Origin of the sequence: uncultured Altibacter sp. (assembly GCF_963972995.1) — a bacterium.
Classification (GTDB): domain Bacteria; phylum Bacteroidota; class Bacteroidia; order Flavobacteriales; family Flavobacteriaceae; genus Altibacter.
This window is the reverse complement of record NZ_CAXAXI010000001.1, coordinates 134,715-149,747: the sequence shown is the minus strand read 5'-3', so window position 1 is coordinate 149,747 and position 15,033 is coordinate 134,715. Positions and strand designations below refer to the sequence as shown.

13 protein-coding genes are annotated in these 15,033 nt (G+C 40.0%); 5 read left to right on the top strand and 8 right to left on the bottom strand.

The annotated features are described in order from the left end of the window. Nucleotides 1–15: 15 nt before the first annotated feature. Entirely contained in the window at nt 16–546 is a 531-nt protein-coding gene (locus tag AACZ11_RS00760) for a T9SS type A sorting domain-containing protein (RefSeq protein ID WP_290626247.1), read from the bottom strand. 135 nt (nt 547–681) lie between these two features. Between AACZ11_RS00760 and AACZ11_RS00755 the strand changes: the two genes are divergently transcribed. Next, nucleotides 682–1,830 carry an Omp28-related outer membrane protein gene (locus AACZ11_RS00755; protein WP_290626245.1) on the top strand — a complete coding sequence of 383 codons (1,149 nt, stop codon included), beginning with the start codon at nt 682–684 and terminating at the stop codon, nt 1,828–1,830. A 70-nt stretch (nt 1,831–1,900) separates the two neighbouring features. On the opposite strand, the gene pruA is transcribed toward AACZ11_RS00755, so the two are convergent. Next, complete coding sequence (gene pruA, locus AACZ11_RS00750) at nt 1,901–3,526, bottom strand: L-glutamate gamma-semialdehyde dehydrogenase (protein ID WP_290626243.1); 1,626 nt, start codon at nt 3,524–3,526, stop codon at nt 1,901–1,903. Between the two features lie 181 nt (nt 3,527–3,707). On the opposite strand from pruA, the gene AACZ11_RS00745 reads away from it, so the two are divergent. Then, a complete protein-coding gene (locus AACZ11_RS00745; RefSeq protein WP_290626241.1) occupies nt 3,708–4,415 on the top strand; it encodes an NRDE family protein in 708 nt (235 codons plus the stop codon). Here AACZ11_RS00745 and AACZ11_RS00740 read toward each other — a convergent pair. From AACZ11_RS00740 to AACZ11_RS00720, 5 genes are all read right to left on the bottom strand, one after another. After that, nucleotides 4,412–7,186 carry an ATP-binding protein gene (locus tag AACZ11_RS00740; protein WP_339831235.1) on the bottom strand — a complete coding sequence of 925 codons (2,775 nt, stop codon included), beginning with the start codon at nt 7,184–7,186 and terminating at the stop codon, nt 4,412–4,414. The two genes, AACZ11_RS00745 and AACZ11_RS00740, sit on opposite strands and share 4 nt — an antisense overlap. Nucleotides 7,187–7,324: 138 nt before the next feature. Next, nucleotides 7,325–7,861 carry an SgcJ/EcaC family oxidoreductase gene (locus AACZ11_RS00735; protein WP_290626237.1) on the bottom strand — a complete coding sequence of 179 codons (537 nt, stop codon included), beginning with the start codon at nt 7,859–7,861 and terminating at the stop codon, nt 7,325–7,327. A 24-nt stretch (nt 7,862–7,885) separates the two neighbouring features. After that, nucleotides 7,886–8,071, bottom strand: coding sequence for a hypothetical protein (locus tag AACZ11_RS00730; RefSeq protein ID WP_339831195.1), 186 nt, complete (start codon nt 8,069–8,071; stop codon nt 7,886–7,888). Nucleotides 8,072–8,245: 174 nt separating this feature from the next. Beyond that, on the bottom strand, nt 8,246–8,632 hold the full coding sequence (gene apaG / locus AACZ11_RS00725; protein ID WP_290626235.1) for a Co2+/Mg2+ efflux protein ApaG: 387 nt from the start codon (nt 8,630–8,632) through the stop codon (nt 8,246–8,248). Between the two features lies 1 nt (nt 8,633). Beyond that, nucleotides 8,634–9,632, bottom strand: a complete 999-nt coding sequence (locus tag AACZ11_RS00720) for a DUF3667 domain-containing protein (protein ID WP_339831193.1) — start codon at nt 9,630–9,632, stop codon at nt 8,634–8,636. A gap of 60 nt (nt 9,633–9,692) precedes the next feature. Between AACZ11_RS00720 and AACZ11_RS00715 the strand changes: the two genes are divergently transcribed. After that, nucleotides 9,693–9,914 (top strand): hypothetical protein, encoded by a 222-nt coding sequence (locus tag AACZ11_RS00715; protein WP_339831190.1) that lies wholly within the window; start codon nt 9,693–9,695, stop codon nt 9,912–9,914. Here the strand turns inward: AACZ11_RS00715 and AACZ11_RS00710 are convergent. Further along, the gene (locus AACZ11_RS00710; protein ID WP_290626231.1) at nt 9,911–11,164 is read right to left on the bottom strand and encodes a DUF5103 domain-containing protein; all 1,254 of its coding nucleotides are present in this window, start codon (nt 11,162–11,164) and stop codon (nt 9,911–9,913) included. The two genes, AACZ11_RS00715 and AACZ11_RS00710, sit on opposite strands and share 4 nt — an antisense overlap. A gap of 213 nt (nt 11,165–11,377) precedes the next feature. On the opposite strand from AACZ11_RS00710, the gene AACZ11_RS00705 reads away from it, so the two are divergent. Together AACZ11_RS00705 and AACZ11_RS00700 are read left to right on the top strand one after the other, a co-directional pair. Beyond that, a complete protein-coding gene (locus AACZ11_RS00705; protein ID WP_290626229.1) occupies nt 11,378–14,272 on the top strand; it encodes a S8 family serine peptidase in 2,895 nt (964 codons plus the stop codon). Between the two features lie 29 nt (nt 14,273–14,301). Continuing rightward, nucleotides 14,302–15,018: a T9SS type A sorting domain-containing protein gene (locus AACZ11_RS00700; RefSeq protein WP_290626227.1), complete on the top strand. Its 717-nt coding sequence runs from the start codon at nt 14,302–14,304 to the stop codon at nt 15,016–15,018. The last annotated feature ends 15 nt before the right edge of the window (nt 15,019–15,033 follow it).

Below are 15,033 nucleotides of genomic sequence, written 5' to 3'. Positions count from 1 at the left end.
CAGAAAGTATTCTATTTATTTTGCAATTATAATTTTTTCTACTTTTGAGGCATTCTCACTGGTGACTTTCAAAAAGTAGGTTCCGTTCTGTAAACTTGAAACACTCACTGTTTCAGAAGCCGTGATGTTGCTTTGTGTTAGGATTAATTTCCCAAGCATATCATACAACTCGATCGTAGCATTTTCAGCATTTACGATAAAAAGTTGGTCCTGTGCCGGATTTGGATATACAATGAACTTATAAAGGCTGTCAAGATCTTCAATGCCAAGAACCCCATTAGTAGAAAAGTTCTTACTCTCTCCGGAACCGTAATTTCCATTTGTGGAATATACTGTGGTGCCTTCAGCATCTATAAGCGTAACGGCGCCGCCACCATCTCCGTAAGAATCCATTAAATTGAAGGTGTAGCAGTCTGCAGATAATTGGAAGGTCTCATTGATCTCTATATTATCGGCATAAGGACCACCACTGTACAAAATGTTTCCATCGATGTCCTTAACATTCCAAGTACATTCTTCACCCCAACCGTCTGTATTCAGGGTCATATAGTATTCAAAATATCCCTGTTTTTTTGCGCTTTTATTCTTCTTGCTTGTAGTAGACCGGAAGAGAATGTACCACTCGAGGGCAGTGCCAATTTTGAAACACTTGTCATTTCAAGTGATTCTCCGGACAATTTTTTGGTCATTAACGAGACCGTTACGTTTTCGGTCACGGGTGATGATGGGGTCGATTACACCAATGAAGCAGTTTTCTATGTGAATCAATCCGAAATCTCAGGTGCTACCTATGCTTTTAATGGGGAAGGAAGTTACAGTGTCTACGCTTCTTACTTAGGGGTGAATAGTAATACGTTGGATTTTGAAGTAATAGGCGCTTCGGAAAGAGTTGTGCTTATAGACCATACTAAGGCACTACGCAATCAAACTGTCACATTTTCAATGGTGGATTCTGAAGGGAATGATGCTACTTCTGAAGCAACCTTCTATGTAAATGATACGGCAATCACAGGAAACACCTATGCTACTGCCACGACCGGGACCTATTCGGTATATGCCCGTTATGAAATTGCAGGTTCTACCTTTGACACAGAGAATAAATCGTTCGAAATATTTGTTCCGGTTAGAAAAGTGGTCATTGAAGATTATACAGGTACATGGTGTGGTTTCTGTCCCAGTGTGGCCGCAGCCATTATCGATGCCCATGCCCAAACCGATGACATATCGGTAGTCGCGATACATGAAACAGCAAACAGCAATCCCGATCCCTTCCATTTTCCGCAGGTTCAATTATTAAAAGATGCCTTCGGGGTAACCGGTCTGCCGGCAGCCCGTATTAATAGAACCACCAATTGGAACAATCCATACGAAGTAAGCGATGTTACCGCATTGGCAGGGGAGCCAACAAATCTTTCTATCGCGATACGTTCTCAAGTTTCCGGTTCCAGCCTTTCCGCAGATGTGCGTGTGCTTTACGAAGAAGGTTCTCAACCGGGAGATAAATTGGTACTCTATCTGGTAGAGAATGGTCTTATCTATCAGCAAACAAACTATTATGACACAGATCCTACGAGCCCGTATTATAACATGGGAAATCCTATTCCCGATTTTGAACACAACGAGGTACTGCGCCTATCGCTTACCGATATATTCGGGGACGAGATATCAAGTACGCCGGCTTTTGGAGCGTATAGTGCCAGCTTTACAATTTCATTGCCTTCCGATTATGTAGTAGAAAACCTCGAATTGGTAGCCATGGTGGTAAGTGCAGACAATACTGCAAGAAATTCACAACACGCTCCCGTGAATTCAGATAAAGGTTACGAGTAATTTAATACCCGACTTACTAAAAAAAACCCAAGGCTTGAAACCTTGGGTTTTTTATTCGCACTGCATTTTGTTATCCTAAAAACGGGTATTTATAATCGGTAGGAGAAACAAAGGTTTCCTTGACCATGCGAGGAGAAACCCAACGGTACAGGTTCAGTTTACTGCCGGCTTTGTCATTGGTGCCGCTTGCGCGTGCACCGCCAAAAGGTTGTTGACCCACCACTGCACCCGTAGGTTTATCGTTGATATAAAAATTGCCTGCGGCATTCTCTAGGATACGCACCGCTTTTTCCAAAGCGTAACGATCTTCGCTAAATACGGCACCCGTCAAAGCATACTCACCGGTCTCATCCACCAAATGTAAGGTCTTTTCCCAATCCTTGTCCTCAAATACATAGATGGTCACCACAGGACCAAACAATTCTGTACACATGGTAGCGTACTTAGGGTCCTTGGTTACAATAACGGTAGGTTCTATAAAGTATCCCTTGCTTTTATCGTAGTTGCCGCCAACTACAATCTCTGCATTTTTATCCTTTTTTGCTTGGTCGATATACTTAGTGAGCTTTTTAAATGACCCTTCATGGATCACCGCCGTAATAAAGTTGCTCATATCCTCGGGAGTTCCCATTTTAAAGGAATTCACATCGGCAATAAGTATTTTCTTCACTTTTTCCCAAATACTCTTTGAAATATAGCAGCGACTTGCAGCACTACATTTCTGTCCCTGAAATTCAAAGGCACCTCTCGCAATGGCGGTAGCTACCTGTTGTGGGTTGGCGGTCTTGTGGGCCACGATAAAATCTTTTCCCCCTGTTTCACCTACGATACGCGGATAGGTCTTGTAGTTGTGAATGTTCGTTCCAATCTTTTGCCAAATATCTTTAAATACATGGGTAGATCCGGTAAAGTGCAGTCCGCTAAAATCGGGACTTGCTAAAACAGTATCGGTGATCATTACAGGATCGCCCATGACCATATTGATCACCCCGGCAGGTACTCCTGCCTCTTTGAATACATCTAAAATCACTTTTGCTGAATATACTTGGCTGTCACTGGGTTTCCATACTACAACATTCCCCATGAGCGCAGCACTCGCAGGCAGATTTCCGGCAATTGCCGTAAAATTGAAAGGGGTGATTGCATAGATGAAACCTTCCAGCGGACGGTATTCAAGTCTGTTCCATGCTCCCGAAGTAGATTCCGGTTGTTCGGCATAGATCTCAGTCATGAACTGTACGTTGAAACGTAAAAAGTCGATCAACTCACAGGCTGCATCGATCTCCGCCTGATAGATGTTCTTTGATTGACCCAACATGGTTGCAGCGTTGATCTTTGCACGGTAGGGACCGGCAATTAGTTCGGCGGCACGTAAAAAGATACCGGCGCGTTGTTCCCAAGGAGTCGCGGCCCAATCGGTGCGAGCTTTTAAGGCTGTTTCTATAGCATCACTAACATTCTTTTTTGTCGCTTTATGATAGGTACCTAAAATGTGCTTATGATCGTGAGGACAACTCATGGTAGCCGTGTCCCCCGTTTTTACGTTCTTTCCGTTTATAAATAGCGGAACTTCAACTGTGCTATTGTACATCTTTTTGTAGGTGGCCAATACCTCTTCACGTTCCGGAGATCCCGGTCTGTATTCTTTTACCGGTTCGTTCACGGCAACGGGTACTTCAAAAAATCCTTTTCCCATACTTATTTTCATTTTTTCCACCCTTGCGGGGGATTGTTAGTAGTTCTGTTTGAGCATTCTAAAAACTGAAGTGGCAAAGGTACAAATTTCAGAAGGGATAAATAAATCGCTAATGTGATAAGTTGTACGTAATTCCCTCGCTTTTTTGTAATTTACTTTGCAAAAATAAAGAACACAGTAGATGTGTACAGTAACATTTGTTCCAAAGGGGAATAAGGACTTTATAGTTACATCCAATAGGGATGAGGCGCCCATGCGTCACACATTGGCTCCACAATTATATGAGATCGATGCAGTCACGGTCTTGTTTCCTAAAGATTCGATTGCGGGCGGTACTTGGATAGGTGTGAGCGGTGCCCGGCGAATGGTCTGCTTACTCAATGGAGGTTTTACGGCGCACGAACGAAAAGACAATTACCGCATGAGTCGAGGAATCATTGTGAAGGATCTCTTGGTTGCTTCGGAAGGGCGTTCTGCCATGCAACACTATGATTATACCAATATAGAACCCTTCACTATTATTATGGTCGATTGGAAAAGGGATTTACAATTGGTAGAATTGGTGTGGGACGGTGAACAGGCTCATATTGCTGAAAAGCCTTTGGCACCCCATATTTGGTCATCTTCGCTGCTGTATTCTGAAGAGGTGAAACGAAAGAGAGAGCAGTGGTTCTCCCAATTTTTATTGAAAGATGTAACGCCTTCCGAAGCAACACTGCTACAATTTCATAAAACGGCAGGTGATGGAAACAAAGAATCCGACGTTATCATGGATAGGGGCTTTGTAAAAACAAAAAGTATTACACAGATCGTAAAGGAACGAGCCTTGAAAATGCGGTATGAAGATCTGCAAACGGGAAAGATCGCTGCCCATTCTCTTGCCCTTTAAACATCGCTAGGCAGCACCCCAAAAGCCTCTTTATAGCTTTTTGAGAAATAGGACAGGTTAGCGTAGCCTACTTGATATGCCACTTCAGATACCGATGCCGCTTTTTGTTCTAAGAGATCTTTGGCTCTCGTTAACCGGAATTCCCGAATCATTTGGTTGGGCGATTTTCCTACGATGGATTTCAACTTTCTATTTAGTTGGGACTTGCTGAAACCTACCGAACAAGCAAGGTCTTCTACCGAATAAAATTCGTTATCCATATGCTCCTCTATTGTTTTGATAACCTCCTTGATAAAACGTTCATCCATGGAGCTCAATCTTATTTCGGAAGGACCAACCTTTAGCTCACCTCCAAATTTTTCACGGAGTTGAGCGCGTTGATCGATCAAATTTTTAGCACGGATAAGCAATTCACGGCCGTCGAAAGGCTTTATGAGATAATCGTCGGCGCCGGTTTCCAGGCCTTCTATTTTGGCCTTTTGGCCGGCTTTAGCGGTTAAAAGAATGATGGGTATGTGACTAGTCCTGATATCTGTTTTTAACACCTCGCAAAGTTCAATTCCGTTCATTTCTGGCATCATAACATCACTAATAATTAGATCAGGCAGCTTCGTTAATGCAATGCTCATGCCTTCTTTCCCATTTGTTGCGGCAAGTATGTTAAAAGTTGTTTCCAATTGTTCTGCTATATACGCTCTTAGGTCGGGATTGTCCTCCACAATTAGTAACAGAGGGCTTTTTGTATCGAAATTATGTTCTACGGAAAAGGAAGTAGCTTCTAACGCAATTTGTGTGCTATCTGCAAAATTCAGCGCACTCTCAGTAGAAACATCAATAATTGCTTCGGCGCTAAAATGGGCTTTACGATATGGAAGAATTACTTTGAAAACAGTTTCAATCCCCTCGGTGCTAGTCACGCTAATATGTCCTCCGTGCAGCCCGACAAGTTCCTTTACTAGTGCCAATCCAATACCCGTTCCTTGATCTTGTGTTGTTTCTGTCTGATAAAATCGATCAAAAATATGTGATATAGCTTCTTTGGGAATCCCGCTGCCTGTATTACTTATTTTTATTTTAATTAAGCCGTTTCTATCTTCAACGGTAACGGTAACTCTTCCGTGTTCGGGAGTAAACTTAATTGCATTCGACAATAAATTTACCAATATCTTTTCCAGCTTATCCCGATCATAATATGAATTTTCTATGGTTTTTGGAAAATGTGTCTGGAACTGAATGTGCTTGATCTCGGTAAGGCTTTCAAAAGAAAAGACAATCGATTTCACGAATTGAATAAGGTCTCCTTTACTCACTTGCAAGCTCATTCTACCTTGATCTAATTTTGAAAGATCTAAAATTTGATCTACCAAATTTTGAAGTCGTATAGCATTACGTTTCATCACCTTTAGATGTTTTCCTCTAACCGGTATTTCGTGGCTATCTTCAATAGCTTCAGAAGCAGGAATATTTTCAAGTGACTGGTTAATGGGGCCAAGAATCAATGATAGAGGTGTTCTAAACTCGTGCGAAATATTGGCAAAGAACTTCGATTTTATAGAAGCTATCTCGCGTACCTTCGCTACTTCAGATTTGGCGCGTTCACTTAATTGCATTTTTCTGGCAATGGCCAATGCCAATATGAACATTAGACCCATATTGGCAATCATCCAAGGGTTGGGAGTTTCCCAAAATGGGATAAGCCCATTTTGCCATAAGATTCCCAAAATGGAAAAAATAAATGACCAAATTGACGATGCAACAAAATAACGGAGCATGGTATCTTTATAGAACGCCAACCTAATTGTAATAAGTAAAACCAATAAAAACCCTATTCCTGCAAATACGTATTGGACAGAAACTAATGGGTTGATACCAATACTAAGAATTACCACAGATGTGGGAATAACGATTAGGAAATAGCAAATTACACCTACCACGATCTTATCCCATAACGCATTGATTTGTTTTAAATTGGTGAATTTCCTGCCAAACTGCAAGTAAATTGCTTTGCTGCCCATTGTTAAGAAAATCCAAGCAATGATAGAGGCTTTTGGGAATTCAGAAAAGAGAGTTTCTAGAAATGGCAATCCAAGAATAACCGATTGTTCGTAAATACCCACAAAGGCAAAATAACCAAACAGATATAAATAGGAACGGTCTCTTGTATAAAAGAAAAATGCCAGCACATAGATAGAAAGAATAATTGCAAATCCAGAGATCCAAACAGGTTGCTCTTTTTGATTAAATGCAATCGCGGGATCTCGGAGTTCAATTTGTGTATAAATTTTTGTCTTGTCGTAAATTTTAAAATATACAGTGGTTGCTTCATCTTGCACTAGCGAAATGGGAAACCGAAGCAGTGAGGCGGGAAAAGGAACAGCTTTTTTTGATGCAGCCACATACACACCGCTTATCAGGCTATCTCTTACTACCTGGTTCTGCACGTAGTATGCTTTTATACTATCATGCGGAGTAACGTAATTGAAATTCTCGTAAATGCTTTTAAAAACCAAATGCTGATTGGTAAGTGTAAGCCTCGGTTGTATGGAAACCCGAAGCCATATCGGGTATTCGGAAATTATAATCGAATCCTTCAACGGTTGAAATAAATTCGAATGACTAGTTCTTAAAATACCATCTATACTATAATTTTTTTCAGACGCAATGAAATAATCAGTTTTTGAAAACAATGATTGTATAGGATATGTGTCATCTAAAGTAAATACACGGGTTGTGTCATTTGAATGCGGTTCTTGTGAAACGACATGCAGCATGCTTCCAAAAAAACAAATAAGAAGCCATATGTGTAAGGTAAATCGCATTGGTTCGCTAGTGTATGTATTTGATAGTTAAGATACTAAAAAAAAGCAACGACGTATCCCTTAAGGCATACATCGCTGCCTTCAAAATAGTTATTTACTTGCCATAGCATACCAGTTTGCATACATTATGGAAACAGGTACTGGAGCGCGTTTCAGCATTTCTTCGTTCTGAAATACCTCGAGATCTAAATTGTGAAACGAGATAATTTTCCAGTCGTTCTGTTTCTTTTCCAATAGCATTGAGATTAGTACTTGGGGATGCTCTGGACGTTGTTCATCTTTTGAAGTAACAGCGCCAAATACATGTACCAAAGCGAAATCAGTTGTTAAGAATTTAATTTTATCGATGGTATAAAAAAGCTGGGTCTCTTTGTACATCGTGTCAAAAATACGTTGATGTCCCATGCTGTTTGCTTCAAGAGATTGCTCTTTGAAATAATACCCGTTCCAAACGACGAAGTCGTGCGAGTCCCAAAAGGCGCTTGCAAAGGTCTCACCATTGGCATTGTTCCAACCGTTTTGAATGAGTTGAATGGTATGCTTAATGGCTTGCTCGTCAGTCTTGGATTGAGCGACGGTAGTGGTCGTAAATAAAATGAAGATGGATAAAAATACAGGTGATTTCATATGAATGTAATTTAAAAATGATTGTTATTGCATTGTAATAGGTGCCGATGTCCATCGATCAAGTTCTAGACTTGCATGCTCCATAATGTGCTCCATCATGGATGATGAATACTCGTAGCACATAAAAATGAGACTAATACAACATACGACAACTAAGAGCGTGTGCACGTACATTGTGAGTTTTTGAGTTTGTGTAATTTTGAATTTCATGATCTTACTTTTTAAATTGGTTAATCCTTTTGACTGCACCAAAAGTAAGATTGCTGATATAGAGAAGTTTATAAAAAACAAGCGAGTACTAACACTTTTGACGCATATGGATGACCTTGCGTCAAAATTTGCAGTAAATAATTAAAAATTGTTAAACTGAAACAGGAGCAGCCTTTAATTCATAGCAAAGGGAGCACTCAATTTAAAAGAGGGAATCGCCACCCGGAACTTACGGGTAGAAGAAAAATTGACCATAGCATAGTAACCATGCATTGCTCCAAAGGGAGAAAGTAACAAACAACCACTGCTGTACGAGTGGGAAGTACCGGGTTGTAGTACGGGCTTTTTTCCTATCACGCCTTCACCCTCAACGACCTCAAGATCGTTTAGAGCATCTTTGATCTTCCAATGGCGGGTCGTGAGTTGTACAACATCTTTGCTCTGGTTTTCGATCGTGATGGTATAGCCAAAAGCATAGTATATTTTATAGTTCTTATAAAATGTACCTTCAAAAGAGGTCTCTACCGAAACCTTAATGCCTTGTGTAACCTGTTGTACCATACTAATAGGTTGCTGCCGTCGCCGCAAAGAAAATCAAAGCGGCTATGCTGGAACTTATCCAAAAAACAATGTTTAAAAATACAAATTTTAAGATTGTTATCAAACGGCTTTGTTTATAGAAATTCCGAAGGGCTTTATAAAAATAGAACGGACCAATGAACGCAAAAACAATCCCGGAGAATATGCCGTCATTAAGTAACGTATCCGGGATGATACAAATGAGAAGCGCTAAAAAGAGAAAGCTGAAAATATGGAAGATAAAGATCATATGCTCCATATAGGTATATTTCCTGCGCGAGTACATAAGCCAAAAGAAGAAGGCAAAGAAAGGCGTAAAGAAGAAAAGGAAGAACGGGGTTTTTCCCATTAGGTAATCGACGAAGCCAAAGGGGTCTTCGGAAATGCGGTCTATTGCACCGTTCTTGTTGTACAGCCATCGATTCAATGCGGTCTTGGAATGCTTCAGGCTGTCTAAGGCTGTATTGGCATTCTTGATGTCGTGTAATTTATAGAAATCACGATAGAGCATGAAGCGCTCTACCAATCGCTCTCCACTACTAAGGGTATCCAGATCGGCTTCAGAGATGTATGTAAAAGTATCTTCTGTAACGTCCGGGTTGGGTTTGGACAGGGTATCCCGGTTCATCACCACAGCACCTTCGTTAATTTTTAGGGTATCTACGGTTCCCTCTTCATTTTTGTACGTGAAGGTTTGGTTTTGAAGTGAGTCTAACGGAACGGCGGTGTCGTTAGATTTAAAGTTAACAAAAGGACTCGATCCCGTACCAAAGAACGCGATAAGGCTTTGCAGTAAAAAGTAAATTATGGAAACACTTAAGAAGAAGCGAAACGGGTTTGCATATTTCAATCGTTGGCCTTCGGCATAATTGCGAGTAATGGTGCCCGGTTTAATTAACAGATCTTTGATGGTATAGCGCAGCCGGGAGTCGTATACCAAAATGCTTCCCATAAATTCACTGAAGAAATCTGTTAACGACAACTGCTTCTTCGTATTTAATTGCGAGCATTACGAGCAGTAGCGATCACTAAGGTCCAAAGGATGACCGCAATTCAAGCAGGTGGTGCTTCGGTATTTGAACGCTTTTCTGCTATTTCCCTTTACAAGTTTATCGTTGGCCATGCCCTAAAGATAGTAAAAGTCCGTTTTCGCTTCGGAAGGGGTGCCTTTTTTTATGGATGCTTCGGAAAGAACTTCAGTAGAGAAACACTTCAGAAGAATTCACTTTCAGAAGAAATCACTTTCAGAAAAACAGTAACTTAATTATTGGTGATATTGATGGAACTGGCGGTTCCCATGCCAATAATGCGGTCGAAGCGCGCCCCGAGATCACGATAATAGACCAACACGGTATATTCGTTCTCTGTTTGCCAGAAATCTCCGCTAATGGCACCTCCGTCTACGGAGCCGTCACGATCCACCACCACATACTTATAATCGTAATACCCTTGTTTGAAGAGGCGCGAATTGCGATAGGTATCACTCGCAGGATCATACTCCATATACGTGGTTCCGTCGATGGTCCAATTGTTGAAATTGCCGTAGAGGTGGATCTCCTTATCGCCAATGTCCTCGAAGAACTGAAGGTTAAAATGCATGCGTACATATTCGGCTTCTATATTTTGGTTCTGGGCATCCACATTGCGCACCACGAAATTACCGTTGATATCGGGATTGTATGTATAGGGGCGGTCCTTGCGCGCTGCATCTGTATATAAGAAATTCTCATACACATCGCTCAGGGAGACACGACGTACGCCAAAGGTCGCCGAGCGAACTTCCTTGTTGTCGAAGCTAAGAAATTCATTGCCGCCCCAAAACGCAGCTTCCTGATCGTAGCGATAGATAAGTTCTGTGCCAATAGTGTATTGTGGTTTGAGGTTGGTAATGGCCGATTTTAAATTGCTATTTTGAAGCACCAGCGTATTTACTGTTTGCTTCGGATTGATAAGCAACAGGCTAGGTGAGTTGACCGTAAACTGTACCACCTGCTTTTCTTCAATGAAATTGAGGTCTCTGGAACGTTTTATCTCTACACCCACCCCTACAATGTTCTCGATCACCATGAATTTTCGAGAGAAAATAAGTTCGTTATCGTCGTTGTAGATGCTGAGTAGATAGTTACCGCTCTTTTCAATTCTTCTAGTCTCACGATTGGGAATGGTAAGGGTGTAATGCGAAAAGATTTGAAGGGTGTTCAAGGAGTTCTCGTAGGTTTCAATACGCACCTCATCGAAGCCGTCCAGATATTCACCTTTTGACAGATCGCTGGGCGTCCAGTCGAAATTGTGATGTGTGATGGTGTAATAAAAATCTTCTTCCTGTCCGTTCAATGCATCAAAGGAAAGCTGCAACCGTTCCCCTAAACGAATGATGGGCAACTGACTTTGGGAAGTGGTTCCGCTAAATTGTATGGTGCTGATGTAAGGCGGTGCAACTTTTTCTTCGGCTTGGGAGAAGGAGGGAAAAGCATGCAAGACAAGAAGCGTAAGGACAACAAACTTTTGTAACATAGAGACAATTTTATGAGGCTAAAGATAAACAAATTTTGTGCCTTAAAAATTTCAGCAAAAGCGGTTGTTGATGGAACAGGAAAAATCCTTCTTTTCCAACAGGATTTTTCCTGTTTTTTATATAATTGGTTGTAAAGAATTATTATTTATCTCAAATTTATACTTAAGCAAATTAGATTGAATACATACTAATTAACTTTAACTAACCATCCAATGAAAAAAGCTGTATTTTTCTTACTATTTATTTGTTCTATAAATGTTGTTTTTACTCAAAATCAACAAAGTTATTATATTGAGCTGAAAGACGGATATGATTTAGGAGGTATCCAAAGAACTACCCACTCTGATGGTACTATCTCCATAACTACCAACATTAATGATTTTTCATCAATCATTAATGCTAAAACAGTTTATTCTTTTGAGAAAGCTTTTCCTACAGCAGAAACTCCTAGGTTGCAAAGAGTTTATGTTATTACAATGGATTCTAATTCACAAATCAATGATATTTCTACTCGAAATGAAGTTGAAAGAGTAGTGATAAATGAAGAGATTGTTTTTACAGATGGCTCTATGCCAGTCACAGACACTTCCCCTATATATCCTAATGATTATGATGATATAATTACTGGTGGTAGAAATGCAGCTTTAGAACTCATAAATGCTCCCTTAGCATGGACGATTACTGCAGGTGATCCGAATGTTTTAGTTGGTGTAGCAGATTCAAAATTTGATCTTAACCACGAAGATTTAAATGGTCAAATGATTGATAATATAATACTTGTTAATAATACTACAAACCATGGCACAGGTGTTGCAGGAGGCATCGCTGCAAAAACAAATAATAATGTAGGCATTGCAGGTTTAGCATATAACGCAAAATTAGTGGGAGCAACATGTGGAGGTTACGCAAGTGGTTTGATTAATGGTTTACTTGTGCTGTCTAATTATCCCGGTGTAAGGGTAATCAATTGTAGTTGGGTGATTTGCGAACAAAGCCCAAGCAAACAATTTTTGGATGATGTAATTGCTGAAGTAACTGAAAATGGTGTTTTGGTTGTTGCGGCAGCAGGTAATGGTGTAATAGGGAACAGTTGTGGTGCAGATGGGAATGGATATGCCTATCCGGCGTCTTATGATGCTACACTTTCTGTAACCAGCGTAGGTGCAAGATTTCCAATTGGCTATCATCATAATATTGTAAATCCGGATGGTAATATATATTGGGAAAGATCATGGTTGGATATTCATGAATTTCGACCACATGTACCTTCCGAAACGCATTCACATACCCACAATGATAAAGTGGACGTAAGTGCTCCGGGACAACTTGTGTTAGCAATCACCGATAAATATGATGAACACCCTTCTGGATATAGAATAGCATCTGCAACTTCAATAACAACTCCATATGTTACAGGCTTGGCAGCCCTAATATTTTCTGTAAATCCTAGTTTAACCCTTTTCGAAGTTAAAGACATAATAAGAAATACTACAGATGATATTTACTGTATTCCACACAATCAGCCTTATATTGGTCTTTTGGGCACAGGAAGAATTAATGCGTATCGGGCTGTCCTAACAGCACAATGTACCCTTAACCCTGCCCCCGGTCTTGATCTCGCAATGCAAGATTCTCACGTTGATGGATTTGCGGAACCAAATACTGCGACTACTCAACCTTGGCGCAGTGAAGATATTTGGGTTAGAAACCAAAATGATGGAAAGCTCATCAAAGAACATCAAAACCCCGAATACGATCCAAATAACTCCAATTATGTATATGTACGAGTCACAAATAATAGTTGTCAAGCATCAACTGGTGGGGACAATCTGAAACTATATTGGTCAAAGGCTAACACTTCATTGCAATGGCCTTTACATTGGGAGGGAAATTTTTCTATTGAAAACCCGCCGGGCTCAGGCAACTTTGTTTTAATGGGAGATGAGATAGGGACAATAACCATTCCTCCATTAGGAATAGGAGAGGAGGCTATCATTGAATTTGAATGGACTAATATGCCCAACCCACAGGATTATATTAATATCAATTCTAATCCTTGGCATTTCTGTTTGTTGGCAAGAATTGATACACCTAATGATCCCATGACTTTTCCTGAAGGAATCTCAATTGTTCAAAATGTTTTGAATAATAATAATATTGCATGGAAAAATACAACGGTAGTAGATATTATTCCAGATATATCTTCTTTAATTGGAGGTGTAGTGGGTGTAGGAAATCCTTTCTCTACTACCAAAACCTATAATTTAGAATTGAGTAAGGAGGCTAATGAGACAGGGAAATCAATTTATGAAGAAGCAGAAGTTACCCTTGAGATGGATGATGTGCTATATAATGCATGGGTTAGAGGAGGGCGACTATCACATAATTTAGATTCTACAAGAATAAGCAGGACAAAAATAATTAAAGGAAATAACGCACGATTGGATAATATCCAATTCAATCCAAACGAACTCGGTACTGCTTATATTACGTTCAACTTTTTAACAAAGGAATCGACTTCTAAAAGAGAATTTATTTATCACTTAGCACAAAGAGACAATGATACCGATGAAGTAATTGGGGGAGAAACTTTTGAAATAAAGCGAATCCCGAGAGATACATTTACGGCAGATGCGGGACAAGACAAAGAGATAGATAAGAACGAGAATATTACCATTAGCGCGGAACAGATTAACGAAGCCGCTATATACAATTGGTATGATCCTGCCGGAAATCTCATCTACACAGGTACTGATTTAACGGTATCTCCTAATGTGACACAAACATATAAATTGGAAATTATCTCAGACATCGACGGCTATAAGGATTATGACGAAGTGGAAGTGATTGTAAACCCATATAGTTTAAATACTTTAGTGCCTAACCCTGCTTCAAGTATAGTAACTGTTTCTTATGAAGCAGATGAAGCGACATCTGCTTATTTAATGGTGGTGGATACGCACAGTGGTACTTCAAACAATTATATTTTAGATACTGAATTATTTGAGGCTGTTATAGATATTTCCAACTATCAACCGGGATTTTATTCTGTTGCTTTGATTTGTGATGGAGAAATAGTTGCTTCCAAAAATTTGGTTAAAGAATAATTTTGTAAATTAATTAAAATTTTTAAACCATGAAAGCCCTATCCTTCTTGTTTTTTATCGCTCTAAGTTTTACCGGCATTGCCCAAGACCCGCAATTGTTTGATAATGATTGGTATCTGCAAAAACTTATAATTGAAGAAACAGACTATTTTCCTCCCTATCCTTCTTTTGAAGGAAGGGCTTATTTTAATTCCGAATTTATTGAAGTGGTACATCCATCTTGTGAAGAAGGTTTTCAGAATATTATTCAATATACTAATAACGATGTGTTTGAAATAGGGGACGGAGGTGTTGTGCTTCCGGGAGTTTGTGGAGATCCTATTCTTTGGGAATTCATGGAAGATCACTATGAAATTTATTATCTGGATAATAATTTTGCCAAAAACCCCTTCACCTATTCCTTCAGTTCGGGAGGAAACGGGGAAGTAGTCCTTACCATTGAGAACGCAGACGGAGACCAAGCGGTGTATGGGAATGAACTGCTATCCGCAGCTGCTTTCGATCTTAGCATGTTTCAGGTAGCTCCCAATCCGGTGGGGGACCAACTGTATCTTGTTTCAGAACGGGATATGGCCAACTTCACATTGGAAATATACAATGTACAGGGTATGGGGGTTCTTCGGCCTTCTTCGGAAAACATTTCAGAAAAAATGATAGATGTGTCTATGCTTTCGCGAGGTATTTATTTTCTTCGTATTCAAGACTCCTTGGGTCAAACTGAAATAAAAAAGTTTATTAAAAAGTAAGAAGATGTCTTACAG

Bases quoted from the DNA above. Each gene is read 5' to 3' on its own strand.
- AACZ11_RS00760 (WP_290626247.1), bottom strand. From the start codon at position 546: ATGACCCTGAATACAGACGGTTGGGGTGAAGAATGTACTTGGAATGTT.
- pruA (WP_290626243.1), bottom strand. From the start codon at position 3,526: ATGGGAAAAGGATTTTTTGAAGTACCCGTTGCCGTGAACGAACCGGTA.
- AACZ11_RS00745 (WP_290626241.1), top strand. From the start codon at position 3,708: ATGTGTACAGTAACATTTGTTCCAAAGGGGAATAAGGACTTTATAGTT.
- AACZ11_RS00740 (WP_339831235.1), bottom strand. From the start codon at position 7,186: ATGCTGCATGTCGTTTCACAAGAACCGCATTCAAATGACACAACCCGT.
- AACZ11_RS00735 (WP_290626237.1), bottom strand. From the start codon at position 7,861: ATGAAATCACCTGTATTTTTATCCATCTTCATTTTATTTACGACCACT.
- AACZ11_RS00730 (WP_339831195.1), bottom strand. From the start codon at position 8,071: ATGAAATTCAAAATTACACAAACTCAAAAACTCACAATGTACGTGCAC.
- apaG (WP_290626235.1), bottom strand. From the start codon at position 8,632: ATGGTACAACAGGTTACACAAGGCATTAAGGTTTCGGTAGAGACCTCT.
- AACZ11_RS00715 (WP_339831190.1), top strand. From the start codon at position 9,693: ATGACCGCAATTCAAGCAGGTGGTGCTTCGGTATTTGAACGCTTTTCT.
- AACZ11_RS00710 (WP_290626231.1), bottom strand. From the start codon at position 11,164: ATGTTACAAAAGTTTGTTGTCCTTACGCTTCTTGTCTTGCATGCTTTT.
- AACZ11_RS00705 (WP_290626229.1), top strand. From the start codon at position 11,378: ATGAAAAAAGCTGTATTTTTCTTACTATTTATTTGTTCTATAAATGTT.
- AACZ11_RS00700 (WP_290626227.1), top strand. From the start codon at position 14,302: ATGAAAGCCCTATCCTTCTTGTTTTTTATCGCTCTAAGTTTTACCGGC.